The 19,349-nt window shown below is 74.2% G+C and carries 16 protein-coding genes and 1 tRNA gene; all 17 read right to left on the bottom strand.

From position 1 onward, the window contains the following. Positions 1 to 6: 6 nt before the first annotated feature. The 17 genes from ilvA to AC0VX0_RS02130 all read right to left on the bottom strand — a co-directional run bounded on the left by ilvA (position 7) and on the right by AC0VX0_RS02130 (position 19,267). Positions 7 to 1,338, bottom strand: a complete 1,332-nt coding sequence (ilvA, locus tag AC0VX0_RS02210; protein ID WP_070709175.1) for a threonine ammonia-lyase — start codon at positions 1,336 to 1,338, stop codon at positions 7 to 9. Continuing rightward, positions 1,338 to 2,555, bottom strand: coding sequence for an AI-2E family transporter (locus AC0VX0_RS02205; RefSeq protein WP_070709173.1), 1,218 nt, complete (start codon positions 2,553 to 2,555; stop codon positions 1,338 to 1,340). Before AC0VX0_RS02205 ends, ilvA begins: the two co-directional genes overlap by 1 nt. Continuing rightward, positions 2,552 to 3,523, bottom strand: a complete 972-nt coding sequence (locus tag AC0VX0_RS02200; RefSeq protein ID WP_060973858.1) for an aldose 1-epimerase family protein — start codon at positions 3,521 to 3,523, stop codon at positions 2,552 to 2,554. Before AC0VX0_RS02200 ends, AC0VX0_RS02205 begins: the two co-directional genes overlap by 4 nt. A gap of 121 nt (positions 3,524 to 3,644) precedes the next feature. Then, entirely contained in the window at positions 3,645 to 4,520 is an 876-nt protein-coding gene (locus tag AC0VX0_RS02195) for a Bax inhibitor-1/YccA family protein (protein ID WP_101965737.1), read from the bottom strand. Between the two features lie 184 nt (positions 4,521 to 4,704). Next, positions 4,705 to 4,781, bottom strand: a tRNA-Leu gene (locus AC0VX0_RS02190). Positions 4,782 to 4,872: 91 nt separating this feature from the next. After that, positions 4,873 to 6,288 carry an NAD(P)/FAD-dependent oxidoreductase gene (locus tag AC0VX0_RS02185; RefSeq protein WP_101965736.1) on the bottom strand — a complete coding sequence of 472 codons (1,416 nt, stop codon included), beginning with the start codon at positions 6,286 to 6,288 and terminating at the stop codon, positions 4,873 to 4,875. A gap of 53 nt (positions 6,289 to 6,341) precedes the next feature. Beyond that, entirely contained in the window at positions 6,342 to 7,940 is a 1,599-nt protein-coding gene (locus AC0VX0_RS02180) for a DUF501 domain-containing protein (protein ID WP_144868923.1), read from the bottom strand. 50 nt (positions 7,941 to 7,990) lie between these two features. After that, positions 7,991 to 8,815, bottom strand: coding sequence for an FtsB family cell division protein (locus tag AC0VX0_RS02175; RefSeq protein ID WP_101965734.1), 825 nt, complete (start codon positions 8,813 to 8,815; stop codon positions 7,991 to 7,993). Between the two features lie 136 nt (positions 8,816 to 8,951). Continuing rightward, on the bottom strand, positions 8,952 to 10,229 hold the full coding sequence (gene eno, locus AC0VX0_RS02170; protein ID WP_377636396.1) for a phosphopyruvate hydratase: 1,278 nt from the start codon (positions 10,227 to 10,229) through the stop codon (positions 8,952 to 8,954). A gap of 177 nt (positions 10,230 to 10,406) precedes the next feature. Then, positions 10,407 to 11,213, bottom strand: a complete 807-nt coding sequence (locus AC0VX0_RS02165) for a MazG nucleotide pyrophosphohydrolase domain-containing protein (protein ID WP_119217515.1) — start codon at positions 11,211 to 11,213, stop codon at positions 10,407 to 10,409. Between the two features lie 7 nt (positions 11,214 to 11,220). Next, entirely contained in the window at positions 11,221 to 12,432 is a 1,212-nt protein-coding gene (locus AC0VX0_RS02160; RefSeq protein ID WP_036336747.1) for an adenosine deaminase, read from the bottom strand. Between the two features lie 24 nt (positions 12,433 to 12,456). Continuing rightward, positions 12,457 to 13,104, bottom strand: a complete 648-nt coding sequence (locus AC0VX0_RS02155; RefSeq protein WP_102708600.1) for a DedA family protein — start codon at positions 13,102 to 13,104, stop codon at positions 12,457 to 12,459. Positions 13,105 to 13,108: 4 nt separating this feature from the next. After that, complete coding sequence (locus AC0VX0_RS02150) at positions 13,109 to 14,443, bottom strand: thymidine phosphorylase (protein ID WP_078025770.1); 1,335 nt, start codon at positions 14,441 to 14,443, stop codon at positions 13,109 to 13,111. Between the two features lie 75 nt (positions 14,444 to 14,518). Then, the gene (locus tag AC0VX0_RS02145) at positions 14,519 to 14,950 is read right to left on the bottom strand and encodes a cytidine deaminase (protein WP_102708602.1); all 432 of its coding nucleotides are present in this window, start codon (positions 14,948 to 14,950) and stop codon (positions 14,519 to 14,521) included. Positions 14,951 to 14,952: 2 nt separating this feature from the next. Further along, positions 14,953 to 16,260, bottom strand: a complete 1,308-nt coding sequence (locus tag AC0VX0_RS02140) for an ABC transporter permease (protein WP_101965731.1) — start codon at positions 16,258 to 16,260, stop codon at positions 14,953 to 14,955. Next, on the bottom strand, positions 16,257 to 17,672 hold the full coding sequence (locus AC0VX0_RS02135) for an ABC transporter permease (protein ID WP_376173874.1): 1,416 nt from the start codon (positions 17,670 to 17,672) through the stop codon (positions 16,257 to 16,259). Before AC0VX0_RS02135 ends, AC0VX0_RS02140 begins: the two co-directional genes overlap by 4 nt. Then, positions 17,669 to 19,267: an ABC transporter ATP-binding protein gene (locus AC0VX0_RS02130; RefSeq protein ID WP_036313325.1), complete on the bottom strand. Its 1,599-nt coding sequence runs from the start codon at positions 19,265 to 19,267 to the stop codon at positions 17,669 to 17,671. Before AC0VX0_RS02130 ends, AC0VX0_RS02135 begins: the two co-directional genes overlap by 4 nt. Between the last annotated feature and the right edge of the window lie 82 nt (positions 19,268 to 19,349).

Below are 19,349 nucleotides of genomic sequence, written 5' to 3'. Positions count from 1 at the left end.
GCCCGGTCAGGGCAGCGGGGCCGGGCTGTAGCCGGCCCCGCGCAGCGCCTCCAGGACCTGGGCGGAGTGCTCGGCGCCGCGGGTCTCCATGTCGATCGTGATGTGCACGCCGCCCATGGACAGCTCCGGGCCGACGCGGGTGTGGTCCACGCGCACCACGTTGGCGTCCGTGTCCGCGATGATCCGTGAGATCGTGGCCAGCTCGCCCGGGCGGTCCCGCAGCGGGATGCGCACGGTCATGTAGCGCCCCGCGGCCGACAGTCCGGCCTGGATGGACTTCAGCATGAGCATCGGATCGATGTTCCCGCCGGAGAGGATCACGGCGGTGGTGCCGAGCTCGAAGCCCAGGTCCGCCGTGCGGCCCGCCAGCAGGGCGGCCACCCCGACGGCGCCCGCCGGCTCCACCACGAGCTTGGAGCGCTCGAGGAGGTGGACGAGGGCCGCGGCGATCTCGTCGTCCGTGACGGTCACGACGGCGTCCACCAGCTCGGCGGCGATCCGCAGCGGCAGGGCCCCGGGCTTGCCAACGGCGATGCCGTCCGCGATGGTGGACACGCTCTCCAGCACCTGGACGCGGCCCTCCTCGAGGGAGCCGGGGAACGCGGCGGCGGTGGCCGCCTGCACCCCGATGACCCGCACCGTGCGCCCACGACGCCGGGCGGCCTCCTTGAGGGCCACGGCCGTGCCGGCGATGAGTCCCCCGCCGCCGATGCCCATGATCACGGTGTCCACGTCCGGCAGCACGTCGAGGATCTCGAGGCCGACGGTGCCCTGGCCCGCGATGACGGCCGGGTCGTCGAACGGCGGGATGAACACGGCACCGGTCTCCGTGGCCCACCGCTGCGCCTCGGCGAGGGACTCATCCACGGTGGAGCCGTGCAGGACGACCTCGGCACCGTGGTCCCGGGTGGCCTGCAGCTTGGGCAGGGCCACGCCGTGCGGCATGAAGATGCGGGCGCGGATGCCGAGCTTGGCGGCCGCGAGGGCGACGCCCTGGGCGTGGTTGCCGGCCGATGCGGCCACGACGCCGCGGCCGCGCTCCTCCTCGCTCAGCTGCGCCATCCGCACGTAGGCGCCGCGGACCTTGAACGAGCCGGCCCGCTGCAGGTTCTCGCACTTCAGGTGCACGTCCGTGCCCACGGCCCGTGAGAGCGCCCGGGAGTGCTGCAGCGGGGAGCGCTCGGCGATCCCGCGCAGCGTCTCGCGCGCCCGCTCGATCTCCTCGAGGGTGACGGGCAGCTCTGCCGGGGCCGGCGGACCGTCGGCGGGCCGCACCCACCGGGGCGACGGCGTCGGTCCGGTCCGGTCCGGGGTGTTCGTGGCCTGCGCCGCGCCCATCAGGCGTCGTCCCCGTGCCGGGTGCCCGCGTCGGCCTCGGAGGCGAGGGCGGCGTCCTCGTGCGTCGAGGGGCGGTACCGGTGGGAGCCGGCCGCCTCGTCCTCCGCGCCGCCCGGTTCGAGGGCGTGGTCCGTCCGCTCCGTGAGCTCCTCCGGCACGTCCGCGGTGAGGGCGCGGACGAAGCTGTTCACGAAGGCCAGCACCGGCACGGCGAACACGGCGCCCGCCAGCCCGAAGACGGTGGACCCGGCGGCGACGGCCAGGAACACGGCCAGCGGGTGCAGCGCGACGGCCTTGCCCATCACGAGCGGCTGCAGGACGTTCGACTCGATCTGCTGCACGAGCAGCACCACGCCCAGCATGAGCAGCGCGTTGACCAGGCCGTTGGACATCAAGGCCAGGAGCACCGCCATCGCGCCGGTCAGGGTGGCGCCGATCATCGGGATGAACGAGGCCAGGAACACGAGCACGGCCAGCGGGATGGCCAGCGGCACGCCCAGGATCAGGGCACCGATGCCGATGCCGACGGCGTCGATGAACGCCACGAAGATCTGGACCCGCACGTAGGAGCCGAGCGACTGCCAGCCCGAGCGGCCCGCGCGGCCCACGGTGGCCCGGTGCGCCTTCGGCACGAAGATCAGCAGGAAGCGCCAGATGCGGTCGCCGTCGTAGAGGAAGAAGATCAGGGAGAACAGGGCGATGAACAGGCCCGCACCGATGTTGACGGCCGTGGAGCCGAACGAGACGGCGCTGTTGATGACCGTGGCGGAGTTGTCCCGCAGCGTCTGCCACAGGCCCTCCAGCCCGGCACCGGAACGGGGGATCTCCACGCCCACGCCGGCCAGCCAGGCGATCGCGTCGTCGACGGCCTGGCCCAGCTGGTCGCCCAGTTGGGCGAAGCCCTGGACGATCTGCTGACCGGCGAGCCCCATGAGGCCCACCACGACGACGACCAGCAGCAGCACGCACAGCAGGGCGGCCGCGACGCCCGGCACCTTGATGCGCCGCATCGCCTGGAACACCGGGGCCAGCAGGGTGGCCAGCAGCGCGGCCACGAGGATCGGGATCACCACGAGGCTCACGAAGCCCAGCAGGTACACCACGACGCCGATGCCGATGACGACGGCCACCAGCCGCCAGGACCAGGCCGCGGCCACCGTCAGCCCATAGGGCACGTCCTTGTTGATCTTGGTCTGGGCCGCCAGGGTCGAGCTCACGCGCGATCCTCCTCGTGTGGGTGGTCGGGGACATGGGGGGTCAGACCCCACTGGACGCTCCAGCGGGCGTGCGGGGCGAGCCGGTGCAGGCCCTCCCCCGAGTTCAGGGCGTCCGCGGGAGCGGTGAGCGGCTCCACCGCTAGTGCCGTGTCACGGCCGGGCAGCCGGTCCGTGACGAAGACGTGGGTGTAGGCGAACGCGTGGTCGGTCCACAGGGTCACGGCGCGGCCGTCCGCGGCGAGCAGGGTCTGGCGGTGCCGGCCGTCGGCGTCCGGGGTCAGGCCGGTGAGGCACACGTCCAGGGCGGCCTCGCCCACGGCCCGGCCGCGGCGGAAGTCCAGGTCGGTGCCGTCCACCGGCAGGGTCTCCACGGGGATGAGGTCCTCCCCCGTGCGGATCCAGGCGTCCGCGGGCACGCGCAGGCTCAGCTCCGCCGTCGGGACGTCCCCGATCCGCAGGAACGGGTGGGCGCCGACCGCCACGGGCACGGTGGCGTCCGTGTGGTTCTGCACCTCGGCGGTGACGGTGAGGCCGCCGTCCGCCTCGAGCTCGTACGTGACGCGGTGGGTGAGCCGGAACGGCCAGCCGTGCTGGGGGTGGATCTCACCGCGCAGGGTCACCGCGTGGGCGGAGAACGTCTCGGTGACGAAGTGGGTGTTGCGCAGCAGGCCGTGGCTGGCGTGGCCGCGCGCGGGTTCGGTGACGTCCAGGCGCTGCTCGACGCCGTCCAGGATCCAGCGGGCGCCGGCGACGCGGTTCGGCCAGGGGCTCATCTGGATGCCGTTGGCGGCGGGCGGGACCACGTCCGGGCCGTACGGCTCGGTGAGGTCCACGCCGGACACGCGGTACCTGCGCAGGGCACCGGCCAGGCCGACGACGACGGCCTCCGCGGACCCGCGGTGCAGGCGGTGCTGGGTGCCGGTGGCGTCCGGGGCCCCGAAGGCGGGCAGGTCGCTGGTCTCGGTCACGGGACCTCCTGGGTGACGGCGAGGGACCCCCTCAATCTACGCCCTCGCGGACGCAGACCGCCCCGGCCCTGTGCAGGACCGGGGCGGCGGTGCGGGTCTCCGTGCGGGGACGGGGCGCCGGTCAGTCGTTGCCGCGCAGGATGGCGACGATGCGCAGGATCTCGATGTACAGCCAGATCAGGGTCACGGTCAGGCCGAAGGCCACGGACCAGGAGTACTTCTGCGGGGCGCCGTTCTTCACGCCCACGGCGGCCATCTCGAAGTCCATCGTCAGCGAGTACGCGGCGAGCAGCACGGCGATCGCGCCGATGATCAGGCCCAGGCCGCCCTCACGCATGTTGCCGATGCCGGTCCAGGTGAGGACCAGGTTGACGAGCATGAAGACGAGGTAGCCGATCATGGCGCCCATGACGATCTTCGTCATGCGCGGGGTCGGGCGGAACTTGCCCGAGGTGTAGAGCGCCAGCATCACCGCGAACACGGAGAAGGTGCCGAGCACGGCCTGCACCACGATGCCCGGGTAGGCGCCCTCGAAGAACGCCGAGATGCCGCCCAGGAACAGGCCCTGCGCCACGGCGTAGGCCATGATCAGCACGGGCGAGGGCTCGCGCTTGAACGCGTTGACCAGGCCCAGCACGAGGCCGGCGATCGCGCCGATGATCATCAGGCCCGGCGAGAACCAGCCCACGGCGCCCGCCACCACGACGAGCACGAGCATCAGGCCGGTCTTGCCGACGACGTCGTTGAAGGTCATCCGGCCGGTCTGCTCCGGGCCGGCGGAGGGCGCGCGGAAGGCGTCCTCCATGGACTGCTGGTGCGCGTACTGCTGGGCCGCCTGGCCGACGCCGAACGCCTGGGCCTGGCCGTACGGGCTCTGCTGCTGGCCGTACGGGGACTGCGCGGACTGCTGCCCGCCCTGGTACCAACCGGGCTGCGCCTGTCCGCCGCCCTGCATCTGCTGCTGGAAGTTCTGAGAGTTCATGACCGGATTCGCCACGGCTCACTCCTTCGGGTCGAGTCGGCCCGGTCGCACGCCGCCGCAGTGAGCAGCGCTCGTGCCCCGGGGTTCAGCACGATCCTATCGGGAGGTCTGTGTCCGCGCGCGGGGTCGGAGCGTGGATCCGCGCCGGTTCACCGGCTGTTCACGGTGGGCGCAGAAGCGAGGCGCGCGGGGAGACGCGTGGTGCCCCCGGCGGGACTCGAACCCGCAACACGCCGATTTTAAGTCGGCCGCCTCTGCCAGTTGGGCTACGGGGGCGTGGCGGGCCCGTGGACGCGGGCCCGGGTGCGGACGATGCCGGCCCCGCCCGATGCGCTCGGACGGGGCCGGCGGCCCGCTGGCTGCGGGATCAGCCCTTCGAGGACTCGAGGGCCCGCTGCCGCTCGAAGCGGCCGGGCTCGAGCTCGACGCCCGCGGCGCGGCGGAACGGGTTGAACGGGGTGTCCAGGCCCGCCACCGAGGTGGAGTCGCGGCCGAACAGGGTCTCGGCGACCCAGCCGGACAGGATGCGGAACTTCCGCTCCAGGGTGGGCATCGCGTAGCCGTGGTAGCCGCGGTGGGCCAGGAACGCCGGGATGCCGGCGATCTTGGTGCCCAGCGGGTTGCCCACGCCGCGGCCGAAGCCCAGCCCCGCCACGGTGCCCAGGGACTTGTGCACGTACTCCTGCACCTCGCCCTCGCCGTGGCGCACGGCCATGTAGTTGGCGGCCAGACGCTTGGCCTGACGGATGGCGTGCTGGGCGTTCGGGACGCAGAAGCCGCCCGGGCCGGCCCCGGTCAGGTCCGGCACGGCGGAGACGTCGCCGCAGGCCCACGCACCCTCGAGCGCGCCGGCCTCGCCGTCCTTGATCTGCAGGGTGGGGGTGGCCTCCACGCGGCCGCGGTCGTCCACCGGGAAGTCGGTGCTCTTGACCACGGAGTTGGCCACCACGCCGGCGCACCACACGAGGGTGTCCGCCGCGAAGGTCTCCGCCTCCTCCTTGGAGGGCATGGCCACGAGCTTCATGACGCCGTCCGTGGCGTCGCCCAGCGAGGTGTTCAGCAGGACCTCGACGCCGCGGGACTTCAGATGCTCCACCACGCCCTGGGCCTGCTCCTCGGAGACCTCGGGCATGATGCGGCCCATGGCCTCGACGAGGACGATCCGGATCTCCGACTGGGAGAGGCGCTCGTTGCGCTCCACGGCGTTGCGGATGAGGTTCTCCATCTCCGCGATGGCCTCGATCCCGGCGAAGCCGCCGCCGACCACCACGAAGGTCAGGGCGCGACGACGGGCCTCGGCGTCCACCATGAGGGAGGCGGCGTCCAGGCGCTCCAGGATCTGGTTGCGCAGCTGGACGGCCTCCTCGACCGAGCGCAGACCGATGCCCTGCTCGCCCAGACCCGGGATCGGGAACACGCGGGTCACGGCGCCCGCGGTCATCACGATGTCCTGGTACGGGATCTCGAACTCGTCGCCGCCCTCGCCGCGCACCACGGCGGTGCGGCCGGCGTGGTCCACGGACACGACGGCGCCGCGGACGACCTCGGCGTCCTTGAGGTGCGTCTGCAGGTCCACGTTCACGTGGCGGCCCTCGATGTGGCCGCCCACGACCTCGGGCAGGAACGGGTAGTACGTCATGTACGGGCGGGGGTCGACGACGGTCACGACGCCGCCGCGCTCGGCGACCTTCTTCTGCAGCTCGCGGGCGACATGGAACCCGGCGTAGCCGCCGCCGACGATCAGCAGGCGCGGCTTGGGAGACAGTTCAGGGGTGAGAGACATACCGCCAGTCTACGCACGCACGGGCCCGGCCCCTCCACTCTCCGCCGTCGTGGTCAGGACCGCAGCGAGAGCACGATCCCGTCCAGGATGTCGTGCTCGCTCGCCCAGGCCTCGGTGACGCCCGCGACCTCGGCCACCCGCTCCAGGACGGTGCTCCACAGCAGCGCGCCCGCGCCGATCACGTCCACCCGTCCCGGGTGCATGAACCCCCGCTCGGCGCGTTCGGCCCGGGTCGCCGCCACGAGGCCCTCCGCCGCCGCGCGGAACTCGGCGATCGGCAGGCGCGCACCGTGGATGGCCTCGGGCTCGTACGTGCTGAGCCCGAGGGCCTCGGCGGTCACGGTGGTCACCGAGCCGGCCACGCCGACCACGCGCGCCACGCGTTCCAGCGGCAGGCGGGCGGCGGCGTCGTCGAGGAGACGGAGCGCGTCTGCGCGGGCCGCGGTGACCTCATCCGACGTCGGGGGGTCGGAGCGCAGATGACGCTCGGTGAACCGCACGCAGCCCATGTCCAGGCTGACCGCGCCCACGACCTCGCCCGCGGGCGTGCCGACGACCAGCTCGGTGGAGCCGCCGCCGAGGTCCACGACGAGCACGAGGTCCTCCGGGCCCAGGTCCGCGGTCTCGACGGCGGAGACGGCGCCCGCGAAGGACAGGCCGGCCTCCTCGGCGCCCGAGACGACCTCCGGCTCGACGCCGAGCCGCTCCCGGACGCCGTCGACGAACGCGGCCCGGTTGGAGACGTCCCGGCTGGCGGAGGTGGCCACGAACCGGACCCGGCCGGCGTGGTGGCGCTGGACCAGGCGGGCGTACTCGTCGACCGCCGCGAAGGTGCGCTCCAGCGCGGCGTCGGAGAACGCGCCGGTGGCGTCCACGCCCTCGCCCAGGCGCACCACGCGCATCTCGCGCACGACGTCGGCCAGCGGCGCCGCCGGGTCGGCCCCGGCGCCGGTGGTCTCGTCCGTCCCGGCCGGCCGGGAGATCAGCAGGCGGATGGAGTTCGTGCCGCAGTCCACGCCGGCCACCGTCACCTCCTTCAGCGCGGCGACGCGCTCGAGGTGCTTCACGTGCCGGGAGAGGTCCTTCGTGGGCACCGCCGCGGCCTCGTCCCACGCGCCCTCGCACGCGCAGACCTCGGGCGTCCACCACGGGGCCACCAGGGCGATCGCCTCGTCCCCGAGCGGGTTCACCCCCGGCCCGGCCGCGAGCGCGTGGCCCACGAGGGCGTGCAGGCACTTCACGCGCTCGGGCATGCCGCCGGCCGAGACCCCGGCGATCTCCGGGACGGGCCCCGTGCCGGCCTCGGCCCCGACCCGGTCCCGCTCGGCGATGTAGGCCTCGTGCGCCGCGCGGTGCGCGGCCGCGAGCGCGGGGTCCTGGGCGAGGCGGTCGTTCATGCGCGCCATCTCCCCGTCCGCCTCCACGCGCGAGACCGCCGCCGTCAGCACGGGGTGGGTCAGGTAGAAGGTCGTGGGGAACGGGATGCCGTTGGAGAGCCGCGGCGCGGTGGTGGCCACGAGGGGGTTGCCGCACACGCAGCGGGCGCCGATCTCCACGACGTCCCGGACCGGGCGGCCGAGCTGGCGGGACAGGGTGTCCAGGTCCTGCTCGGTGACGGTGCGGTCCTGGGCGGGGCGGGGGCTGACGGTCATGGTGTCCTCGGGGGTGCGGGGGTGGTGCGGGCGGGGGCGGGACGCGGGGTTCACTCGAGCCCGGCGCGGACGGCCGAGTCCCACAGGCCCTCGGCCCACGGCAGGCGGGTGTTGACGACCTCGTCCGCGCCGGCGGCGGGCGTGTCCTCGGCCTCGGTGTCGGTCTCGGTCTCGGTCTCGGTCTCGGTCTCGGAGGGTCGTCCCGTCACGGAGTACAGGGTCTCCCCCGGCATGACCAGCTCGAGACGCTCACGCGCCTGCTGGGTCACGTAGGCGGGATCGTCCCACAGCTGGATCCGCCGTTCGTAGTCCTCGCGCTGGGCCTGCATGGCGGCGATCTCCTCGCGCGCGGCCGAGATCTCCAGCTGCTGGTTCAGGAACGCGCGCAGCGTGGGCGCCACCAGGACGGCGGCCACCAGCAGCACGGCGACGACGATGAGCGAGCGGCCCGTGATCTGCCGGGCCGGCACCGGCTCCGGTAGCGGGGCCCGACGGCGGGCGGCCGTGGCGGCGGCGGATGCGGCGCGGCGGGGGGCGGGCCGGGGCCGACGCCCGGCCGGGCGGGCCGGTGCCGTCCGGCGCGGGGGTGCCGACGGGGATGCGGGGGCGGCGGTGTCCTCGGCGGGGGCCGTGTCGGCCCGGTCCACGTCGGGGTGACCGGCCTGGCGGCGCTCCTGGATGCTCTGCAGGTCGATGACCTCGGCGTCCGTCGCCGCGGGCGCCGGCGTGGGGGCCGCAGGGGCCGCGGGGGTCGGCGTGGGCGTGTCCGCCTTCGGGGAGGCCGTCGTCGGGGCCGCCGGGGCCGCGACGGCGGTCCGGCGCGGGGCGCCCGTCGTCGGGTCGACACGGGGCACGCGGGGGCGGCGCGGACTCATCGCGGACTCCTTCGGACGCGTGGCGGGGACCCTCCCAGCCTACTGCCCGCCCCTGGCAGGATCCTGGTCGCGCCGGGACGGGCGCGGGCCCGCCCGGAGGGATCCGGGCGGGCCCGCGCGTCGTCGTCGGGGACGGTCAGCCGCGGAAGCGCGGGAAGGCGGAGCGGCCCGCGTAGACGGCGGCGTCGTCCAGGTCCTCCTCGATGCGCAGCAGCTGGTTGTACTTGGCCACGCGGTCCGAGCGGGCCGGGGCGCCGGTCTTGATCTGGCCGGCGTTGGTGGCCACCGCGAGGTCCGCGATGAACGTGTCTTCGGTCTCGCCCGAGCGGTGCGAGATCATGCAGTGGAACATGTGGCGCTGGGCCAGGGCGATCGCGTCGAAGGTCTCGGTCAGGGAGCCGATCTGGTTGACCTTCACGAGCAGGGCGTTGCCGGCCTTCTCGTCGATGCCGCGCTGCAGCCGCTCCACGTTGGTGACGAACAGGTCGTCGCCCACCAGCTGGACGCGATCGCCCAGCTGCGCCGTCAGGTGCTGCCAGCCCTCCCAGTCGTCCTCGTCGAGCGGGTCCTCGATGGAGACGATCGGGTAGTTGTCCACCAGCTCGGTGTAGTAGGCGGCCATCTCCTCGGCGGAGCGCTGCTGGCCCTCGAAGGTGTAGGAGCCCTTGTCGAAGAACTCGGAGGAGGCGACGTCCAGCGCCAGCGCGATGTCCTCGCCCAGGCGGTAGCCGGCCTTCGTCACGGCCTCGGCGATGAGGTCCAGGGCGGCCCGGTTGGACTCCAGGGACGGGGCGAACCCGCCCTCGTCGCCCAGGCCGGTGGACAGGCCCTTCTCCTGCAGCACGGTCTTCAGGGCGTGGTAGACCTCGGTGCCCCAGCGCAGGGCCTCGCGGAAGGACGGGGCGCCGATCGGGGCGATCATGAACTCCTGGATGTCCACGTTGGAGTCCGCGTGGGCGCCACCGTTGAGGATGTTCATCATCGGCACGGGCAGCACGTGGGCGTTCGGGCCGCCCAGGTACTTGTAGAGCATGAGGTCGGAGGCCTGCGCGGCGGCCGCGGCGACGGCCATGGACACGCCCAGGATCGCGTTCGCGCCCAGATTGCCCTTGTTGGGGGTGCCGTCCAGGTCCCGCATCGCGCGGTCCACGGCGCGCTGGTCCGCGGCGAACTCGCCCTCGAGCTCCTCCGCGATGCCCCCGACGGCGGCGACGGCGTCCAGCACGCCCTTCCCGCCGTAGCGCTTCTTGTCCCCGTCACGGCGCTCGACCGCCTCGAACTCGCCGGTGGACGCGCCCGAGGGCACGGCCGCGCGGCCCAGGGAGCCGTCGGTGAGCAGGACCTCCACCTCGACGGTGGGGTTGCCGCGCGAGTCGAGGATCTCGCGAGCGTGGATGGCGTCGATCAGGGCCATGGACGGGTCTCCTTCAATCGAAGTCGGAAGTCGTGCCCGCGGCGTGGACACGGCCTCAGCCTAGCGGGGACCTCAGGTTCCAGTCGGCCGCGCGCCGGCGACAAGACCGCCGTTCCCCCCGGCTGCGATGTCGCTGGGGCGCGGTCGGAACTGCGGCCGGGCCGAAGCGGCGTCGCGTCAGCCGGACGGGCGCAGGGCCGACCAGTCCCCCGCACGCACCCGCGCCACCGTGGTGCGCAGGGCCCGTTCGGGGTCGAGCCCCGCCGCCCGGGCCCGGCGCACCAGCGCGAACAGCTCCGCCCCGAGCGCGGCCTCGTCGGGCCACCCCGCCGCCGGGCGCTCCCCCGCCTCGGCGGCCGGCGCCGGGACGTGCGCGGCGAGCGGGTCCGGCTCCTGCCGGGCCGCGCGGTCGACCACCTTCGCGGCGGCGGCCAGCGCCGGCAGCCGGGCCGGGATGTCGCCGACGTCGAGGCCCGGGCCGGTGCCGCCGTCGTCGTGGGCCGGGGCGGCGGGCGAGAGCCCCGCGGCCGCCCGCTCCTGCGCCTTGACCCGCTCCCAGGCCAGCTCGACGGCCTCCGGCGTGACGGCGGCGAGCTCCCCGGCCGGGCGCAGGCCGCCCTCGGGGGTGAGCACGAGCGGGTTGCGCCGGATCATCTTGGCCGTGAGGGCGTCGGCGGCGTCGTCCACGCGGAACCCGGCCGTCTCCGCCGGGGCGCCCGGCGCCCGGGAGACGGCGGCGTGCAGGACCACCTGGAACAGGACGTCCCCGAGCTCGGCGGCCAGGGCGGGGTACGCGCCGTCGGCCCGACGCGCGGGCACGTCGGCCCACGCGGCGGCGTCGCGGGACTCGATCTCCGCCACCGCCTCGTACGCCTCCTCCACGAGGTACTCGGCGAGGTCGGCATGCGTGAGCGCGGCCGTCCAGGGGCAGTGGTCGCGCAGGGCCTCGACCACCGCCACCAGACGGTCCACACTCGCGCTCACGGGCGGATCAGTCGTCCTCGTCCTCGTCGTCCAGCTCCTCGAGGACAGGGCCGACGGCGTCGCCGGAGATGACCTCGCCCCAGCCGGCCACGAGGATCTCGGCGAGGTCCTCGCGCTCGTCCACGGACAGGAAGGCGGCCTCGGCGGCGTTGAGCTGCAGGTCCAGCAGCTCGGAGAGCGAGTAGCCGAAGGTCTCGGCGAGCAGGTAGAGCTCGTCGGTCAGGGACACGTCCGAGACGAGCCGGTTGTCCGTGTTCACGGTGACGCGGAAGCCGAGCTGCACGAGCAGGTCGATGGGATGGCCCGCGATGCCCGCCGCGGCGTCCACCGCGCCGGTCTGCAGGTTCGAGGACGGGCAGACCTCCAGGGCGATCTGCCGGTCCCGCACCCACGCGGCGGTCTCGCCCAGGTCCACGAGGCCGGTCAGCTCGTCCAGCTGCTCGCCGTCCTCGTCCACACCGCCGTACTCCACCGAGATGTCCTCGGCCAGGCGCACGCCGTGGCCCAGACGCAGGGCGCGGCCGTCCACGAGGGCCGAGCGGACGGAGTCCAGGCCGTCGCCCTCGCCCGCGTGCACGGTGACGGGCAGGTGGTGGGCGGCCAGCCACGTGAAGGTGTCGGCGAAGCGGGAGGGCGGGAACCCGGCCTCGGCGCCCGCGATGTCGAAGCCCACGACGCCGGCCTCGCGGTGGCGCACGGCCAGCTCGGCGATCTCCTGGGCCCGGTCGGCGTGCCGCATCGCGGTGACCAGCTGGCCCACGCGGATCACGTGGCCCGCGGCGTCGGCGGCCTCGACCGCCTCGTCCAGGCCGGCCTGCACGGCCTCGACGGCCTCGTCCAGGCTCAGCCCGCCGGCCAGGTGCTGCTCGGGGGCCCAGCGGATCTCGCCGTAGACGACGCCGTCGGCGACCAGGTCCTCGACGAACTCGCGGGCCACGCGGCGCAGCTGCTCGCGGGTCTGCATCACGGCGGTGGTCAGGGCGAAGACCTGCAGGTACTTCTCGAGGGACTCGCCGTTGGCGTGCTCGGCGATCCACTCGGCCAGGCCCTCGACGGTGTCCGCGGGGACCTCGACGCCGGCCTCGCGGGCCAGGTCGAGGACGGTGCCCACGCGCAGGCCGCCGTCGAGGTGGTCGTGGAGGGAGACCTTGGGCAGGACGGCCAGGTCGACCTCGAGCGGGGAGGGGGATGCGGTGTCCGGAAGCTGCGTCGTCGTCACGGGCGTCACTCTACGGCAGGGCGCTCAGCGCAGGGCCTCCTGCTCGGCCAGGGTGAGGCCCTTCACCCCGGCGCCCAGCCGGCGGCGCAGCAGGGCCTTGAGCAGACGGTCCAGCAGCAGGCCCACGAGCGCCGCGCCCGTCACGGAGGCGGCGATCTGCAGCACCGGGTTCTCCAGCCAGCCCGCGGTCAGGCGCGCGATCATGATCGAGTACGCGGCCCAGCTGGCCGTGGAGAGCAGGTCCAGCGCCACGAACCGCACCGGCGGATAGCGGGTGGCGCCGGCGGTGAAGTTCAGGGCCACGCGGCCGCCGGGGATGAACCGGGCGGTGAACAGCAGCAGCGCGCCGTGACTGTGCAGGTGGTGCCGGGCGACCTCGACCGTGGCCCGCACCCGCCGCAGCCGCATCCACCGGAACCGCTCCACGCCCACGGCACGGCCGATCGCGTACGCGGCCACGTCCCCCAGGAACGCGCCCGCGAAGCCGACCCCCCACAGCGCCCACAGGGAGAACGGATGCCCGTCGCGGACGATCGCACCGAGGGCCACCAGCACCGACTCCGACGGGAAGATCGGCACGATGCCGTCGAGCAGGCACAGCAGCAGCGTCAGCGGCAGGACCCACCACTGCGCGGAGGCGTGGAGGATCGCCCCCTCGAGCCACGCGAGCATCCGGTCAGCCGATCCGGTCCAGGATCACGGAGCGCTCGCGCAGGGTCCGGGCGGCGGCGTCGTCGAGCTCGCCGACGGCCCAGCCGCCGGCGAGCGCGGCCTTCGCCCGCTCGAAGCGCTCCGGCGTGTCCGTGTGCAGGGTCAGCACCTTCTGGCCCCGGGCCACGCGCTCGCCGGGGCGCACGTGCACCTCGACGCCGGCCGCGGCCTGGACGGCCTGGCCCTGCCGCTCCCGCCCGGCGCCGAGGCGCCACGCGGCCAGGCCCACGGCCATCGCGTCCAGCTCGGTGAGGACGCCGTCCGTCTCCGCGACGACGTCCTCGGTGTGGGCCGCCGTCGGGAGGGCCGCGCGCGGGTCGCCGCCCTGGGCCTCGATCATCCGGTTCCACACGTCCATCGCCCGGCCGTTGGCCAGGTGCTCGGCCGGGTCCACGTCCGTGACCCCGGCGCCTGCGAGCATCGCGGCGGCGAGCGCCACGGTGAGCTCCACGACGTCGGCCGGGCCGCCGCCGGCGAGCACCTCCACCGACTCGCGGACCTCGAGGGCGTTGCCGGCCGTCCGGCCCAGGGGCACGGACATGTCCGTGAGCAGCGCCGAGGTGTCCACCCCGGCGTCCCGGCCGAGGTCCACCATGGTCCGGGCCAGCTCGCGGGCGGACGCCTCGTCCTTCATGAACGCGCCCGAGCCGCACTTGACGTCCAGCACGAGGGCGCCGGTGCCCTCGGCGATCTTCTTGGACATGATCGAGGAGGCGATCAGCGGGATGGCCTCCACCGTGCCGGTGACGTCGCGCAGGGCGTACAGGCGCTTGTCCGCCGGGGCCAGGCCCGAGCCGGCCGCGCAGATCACGGCGCCCACCTCGGAGAGCTGGCGCAGCATCGCCTCGTTGCTGAGGTCGGCCCGCCACCCGGGGATCGCCTCGAGCTTGTCCAGGGTGCCGCCGGTGTGGCCGAGGCCGCGGCCGGACAGCTGCGGCACCGCCACCCCGAAGGAGGCCACGAGCGGGGCCAGCGGCAGGGTGATCTTGTCCCCCACGCCGCCGGTGGAGTGCTTGTCCGCGGTGGCCAGGGGGCGGCCGTCCGGGGTGGTGAGCCCGCCGAAGTCCATGCGCTCGCCCGAGGCGATCATCGCGTCCGTCCAGCGGGCGATCTCGGCGCGGTCCATGCCGTTGAGCAGGATCGCCATGGCCAGGGCGGACATCTGCTCGTCCGCCACCACGCCGCGGGTGTACGCGTCCACCACCCAGTCGATCTGCTCGGGCGACAGCGTCCCCCGGTCCCGCTTGGTGCGGATCACCTCGACGGCGTCGAAGGGCTCGGCCTGCGGCTGCGCGGTCATGGGGTTCTCCTCGGGGGGACGGCTGCGACGGTCAGCCTCCGACTCTAGCGAGCGGGCCCGGGAGCGCGCCGCAGGTCAGGGACGGTCCGCCCGCTCCAGGTCGGCCGGGCCGAAGGCGTCCGGCAGCACCGCCTCGATCCCCCGCTCCCCCGCCGGGGTGAGCAGCACGAGCCCGGGGGCGCGGAACTCGTACAGCAGCTGGCGGCACCGCCCGCAGGGCATGGTGAGCACGCCCGCGCCGTCCACGCACACGAACGCGGCCAGCCGGCCGCCCCCGCCCATGCGCAGGTCGGCCAGCAGCGCGCACTCGGCGCACAGCGTCAGCCCGTAGGACGCGTTCTCGATATTGCAGCCCGAGACGAGGCGGCCGTCGTCGGTGAGCGCGGCGGCGCCCACCCGGAACCCCGAGTAGGGCACGTAGGCGTGCTCCGTGGCGGCCAGGGCCGCGGCCCGCAGCCGGTCCCAGTCCACACGCGGCGCCGTCGTCGTGTGCTGCCCGTCCGCCACGGCTACTCCTTCACGTACGGCACGCCCGAGGCGGCCGGGCCGCGCGAGCGGCCCACGAGGCCGGCCACGGCGAACACCGTGACGAGGTACGGGAGCATCGCCATGAACTGGCTCGGCACCGGGGTGCCGAGGATCGCCAGGACGTACTGCATGTTGGTGGCGAAGCCGAACAGCAGCGCCGCGAAGAACGCGCCGATCGGGTTCCAGCGGCCGAAGATCACGGCCGCGAGCGCGATGAAGCCCTGGCCCGCCGTCATCTCCTTGGTGAAGGACGACGCCGAGACGAGCGTGAAGAACGCCCCGCCCATGCCGGCCACCGCGCCGCCCAGCAGGACGGCGGCGTACCGCGTGCGGTTCACGTCGATGCCCACGGTGTCCGCGGCCTTGGGGTGCTCGCCCACGGCGCGCACGCGCAGGCCCCAGCGGGTGCGGAACAGGGCGAACCACAGCGCGATCACGAGCAGGTACATCGCGTAGCCCAGGATCGTCTGGTCGAACAGGATGGGCCCGAGCACGGGGATGTCCGCCAGGCCCGGGATCCGCAGGTTCGGGAAGTGCGGCGGCGCGTTGAGCTCGGTGTCCCCGCCCGTGAGGACGGTGGAGTACAGGAAGCTCGTCAAGCCGGCCACGAGCACGTTGAGCACGACGCCGACGATCACCTGGTTGACCAGGTACTTGATCGAGAACACGGCGAGCAGCCAGGACACGAGGACGCCGGCCACGATCGCGGCGGCCAGGCCCGCCCAGGGCGAGCCGGTGGCGGTGCCGACGACGGCGGCCGTGAACGCGCCCGCCAGCAGCTGACCTTCGATCGCGATGTTCACCACGCCCGAGCGCTCGGCCAGGATGCCGGCCATCGAGCCGAAGATCAGCGGGACGGCCAGCGCGAACGAGCCGGCGATCAGGCCGGTGAGGAACACGGTGGTGTTGTCCGCCGAGCCGATCACCCAGATGAGGAACGCGGCCACGAACGCGACGGCGAACAGGGCCGCGGCCCAGCCGGGGGTGCGCCCCGAGCGCAGGGTCGCCAGCCAGGCCACCGCGGTCAGCACCGCCATGAGCCCGACGAGCAGCCAGCCCCCCAGCACGGGGTCGGCGGTCAGGTCCGGGAGCACGACGGCGTCGGACGCGTGGGAGAGTCGGAAGGTCGCCGTCGCCTCGGGGGCGCCGAGGGCGAAGACGGCCAGGGCCAGCAGGGTCAGGATCGTCAGGGCGATCGGGGTGGTCCAGTGCCGGACCACGACCCGGGCGGGCTCGGCGGCCTCGGGGCGGACGACGTCGGCGTGGGGCCGGGCGGCGGTCGCGCTCATCGGGCGTCCCCCTTCTGCTCGTGCGGGCGGTGGGTCGGGGCCGTGTCCGTGGGCTGCGTGGTCGGGGCCTGCGGGTCCGCGACGGCGGCGGCCGCGGCCTCCTGGACGCCCGTGGACGGGGCGGCGGCGTGGCCGCCGGCGCCGGTCAGCGCGGCGCCGGCCACGGCGGGCTGGGTCACGGGGTCGGCCGCGCGGCGGGCGCGCGCGGCGCCCGGGGCGGGCAGCCGGAAGATGGCGCGCACCAGCGGCGGGGCCGCGATGAGCAGCACGATCACGGACTGCACCACGAGGACGATGTCGACCGGCACCCCGGTCTCGGTCTGCATGGTCACGCCGCCGGCGCGCAGGGCGCCGAAGAGCAGGCCCGCGAACAGCACGCCCACCGGGTGGGACCGGCCGAGCAGCGCCACCGTGATCGCGTCGAAGCCGAAGGACCCGGCCACGGAGGTGTTCAGCGTGCTCTCCGTGCCGGCCACGTGGGTGGCGCCGGCCAGGCCGGCGAGGCCGCCGGAGATCGCCATGGCGGCCAGGTAGGAGCCCTTGACGGAGATGCCGGCCGTGCGGGCGGCGTCCGGGTTGGCGCCCACGGCCCGCAGGCGGAAGCCGAGGGTGGAGCGCTGCATCAGCCACCACGTGAAGAGCACGGCCAGCAGCGCGACGAAGAAGCCCCAGTGCAGCCGGAAGTCGGTCCCCAGCAGCCGCGGGAACATGGCGGAGCGGTCCAGCGGCGCGGACACCGGGTTCGTGGTGCCGGGCGCCCGCAGGACGGGGGTGTTCAACAGGTAGGCGAGCAGGTTCACCGCCACGTAGTTGAGCATGATCGTGAGGATCACCTCGTGCGCGCCCGTCCAGGCCTTGAGCACGCCGACGACGGAGCCCCACAGCACGCCGCCGAGCACGCCCATCACGACGACGAGCAGCAGGTGCACGCCGGCCGGCAGGTGCAGGTGCACGCCGAACCACGCGGCGAACATGGCGCCGAAGATGAACTGACCCTGGCCGCCGATGTTGAACAGGCCCGCCCGGAAGGCGATGGCGATGCCCAGCGAGATGATGATCAGCGGGGTCGCCACGGTGAGGGTCTCGGTGAGCGGGTAGAGCATGCCCGTCGCGTCCGAGGCCCGGTAGTTGAAGACGGCGCCGCGGAACAGGGCCGCGAAGGCTCCGGCGAACGCGGCCCAGGCGGCGGAGAGCAGGTCGCCCGGGCGGGCGAAGAAGTAGCCGGCGGCGTCGCGGACGTCCTCGTCCACGGCGATGATCAGCAGGCCGGAGATCAGCAGGGACAGCAGGATCGCCAGGGCGGTGACCGTGCCGTTGCCCGAGAGGATCCGGCGCAGGGCGGAGTCGGCGGGGGCGGGCCGGGCGGCCGCGTCGGACGCGGGGGCCGGGCGCTGCGGGGCGGCGGTGCTCACGGGCGCTCTCCTTCCGTGGTGGGGTGGGCGGCGGGCGCCTCACCGGCGGTGCCGGGCGTGCCCGCGGCGACGTCTGCGCCGGAGGCGAGGGCCGCGTCGTCGGGGGTCTGGCCGGCCATCATGAGGCCGAGCGTCTCGCGCGAGGTGTCCCCCGGCACGATGCCGACGATCCGCCCGTGGTACATCACGGCGATCCGGTCCGCCAGCTCGAGGACCTCGTCCAGCTCGGTGGAGACGATCAGCACGGGGGTGCCGGCGTCGCGCTCGGCGATGATCCGGTCGTGCAGGAACTCGATCGAGCCGACGTCCACGCCGCGCGTGGGCTGCGAGGCGATGAACAGGCGCAGCCCGTCCACGAGTTCGCGGGCCATGACGACCTTCTGCTGGTTGCCTCCCGAGAGGGAGGAGACCGGCAGGTCCACGCCCTGGGTGCGGACGTCGAACTCGGCCACGCGGCGCTCGGCGAGCGCCCGCACCGCGGCGGGGCGCATCTGCACGGCGTTGCCGGCCGGGGCGACGTCGTACCGGTTGAGCACCATGTTCTCCGCCACGGAGAACGGGCCGACGAGCCCGTCCGTGGAGCGGTCCTCGGGCACGAAGCCGACGCCGGCGCGGATGATCTGGCGGGTGGACCGGCCGATCAGCTCCCGACCGTCCAGGGTGACGGAGCCGGTGGCCTTGACCAGGCCCATGATCGCCTCGGTCAGCTCGGTCTGCCCGTTGCCCTGCACACCGGCCACGGCGAGGACCTCGCCCTGGCGGACGGCGAAGGACACGGCGTCCAGCAGCACCTGGCCCGTGGGCGAGACGACGGAGAGGTCCTCGACGCGGAACGTCTCCTCCCCCAGGGTCGGGGCCGTCTTGCGCCGCTCGAGGACGACGTTCCGGCCCACCATGAGGGCGGCCAGCTCGGCGGCCTCGGCGGAGGGCTCCGCCGTGCCGACCACGCGGCCGCGGCGCAGCACGGTGATGTCGTCCGAGACGGCCTTGACCTCGCGCAGCTTGTGGGAGATGAACACGATCGCCGTGCCGTCCGCCCGCAGCTGCCGGATGATGCCGAGCAGCTCGTCGGTCTCCTGGGGGGTGAGCACGGCGGTCGGCTCGTCCAGGATGAGGATGCGCGCGTCGCGGACGAGGGCCTTGATGATCTCGACGCGCTGCTGCACGCCCACGGGCAGGTCCTCGACGACGGCGTCCGGGTCCACGTCGAAGCCGTACTGCGCGGAGATCTCCCGGATCCGCCGGCGGGTGGCCTCGAGGTCGAGCACGCCCAGGGCGCGGGTGTGCTCGTCGCCGAGGGCCACGTTCTCGGCCACCGTGAAGACGGGCACGAGCATGAAGTGCTGGTGCACCATGCCGATGCCCGCGCGCATGGCCTCGCCGGGGCCGGAGAACCGGACGGGCTCGCCGTCGAGCAGGATCTCCCCCTCGGTGGGCTCGTAGAGCCCGAAGAGGACGTTCATCAGGGTGGACTTGCCGGCGCCGTTCTCGCCGAGGAGGGTGTGCACCCGCCCCGACTCCACGGTCAGGTTCACGTCCTCGTTCGCGGCGAACGAGCCGAAGCGCTTGGTGATCCCGCGCAGTTCGAGCCTCATCGAGGGCCTTCCGTCTGGTCGATGCTCGTGGTGCCGCGCTCGGCGGCGGGGGCGGGCCGGGCGCCCGCGCGCCGCGGGGCCG

This window comes from Micrococcus sp. iso_26 (genome assembly GCF_056172975.1).
The sequence above is the reverse complement of the archived record's forward strand: the minus strand, read 5'-3'. Positions and strand labels throughout refer to the sequence as shown.

Excerpts from the sequence above, each read along its gene's own strand:
- ilvA (WP_070709175.1), bottom strand. The coding sequence starts at position 1,338 with ATGGGCGCGGCGCAGGCCACGAACACCCCGGACCGGACCGGACCGACG.
- AC0VX0_RS02185 (WP_101965736.1), bottom strand. The coding sequence starts at position 6,288 with ATGTCTCTCACCCCTGAACTGTCTCCCAAGCCGCGCCTGCTGATCGTC.
- AC0VX0_RS02180 (WP_144868923.1), bottom strand. The coding sequence starts at position 7,940 with ATGACCGTCAGCCCCCGCCCCGCCCAGGACCGCACCGTCACCGAGCAG.
- AC0VX0_RS02175 (WP_101965734.1), bottom strand. The coding sequence starts at position 8,815 with ATGAGTCCGCGCCGCCCCCGCGTGCCCCGTGTCGACCCGACGACGGGC.
- eno (WP_377636396.1), bottom strand. The coding sequence starts at position 10,229 with ATGGCCCTGATCGACGCCATCCACGCTCGCGAGATCCTCGACTCGCGC.
- AC0VX0_RS02155 (WP_102708600.1), bottom strand. The coding sequence starts at position 13,104 with ATGCTCGCGTGGCTCGAGGGGGCGATCCTCCACGCCTCCGCGCAGTGG.
- AC0VX0_RS02150 (WP_078025770.1), bottom strand. The coding sequence starts at position 14,443 with ATGACCGCGCAGCCGCAGGCCGAGCCCTTCGACGCCGTCGAGGTGATC.
- AC0VX0_RS02140 (WP_101965731.1), bottom strand. The coding sequence starts at position 16,260 with ATGAGCGCGACCGCCGCCCGGCCCCACGCCGACGTCGTCCGCCCCGAG.
- AC0VX0_RS02130 (WP_036313325.1), bottom strand. The coding sequence starts at position 19,267 with ATGAGGCTCGAACTGCGCGGGATCACCAAGCGCTTCGGCTCGTTCGCC.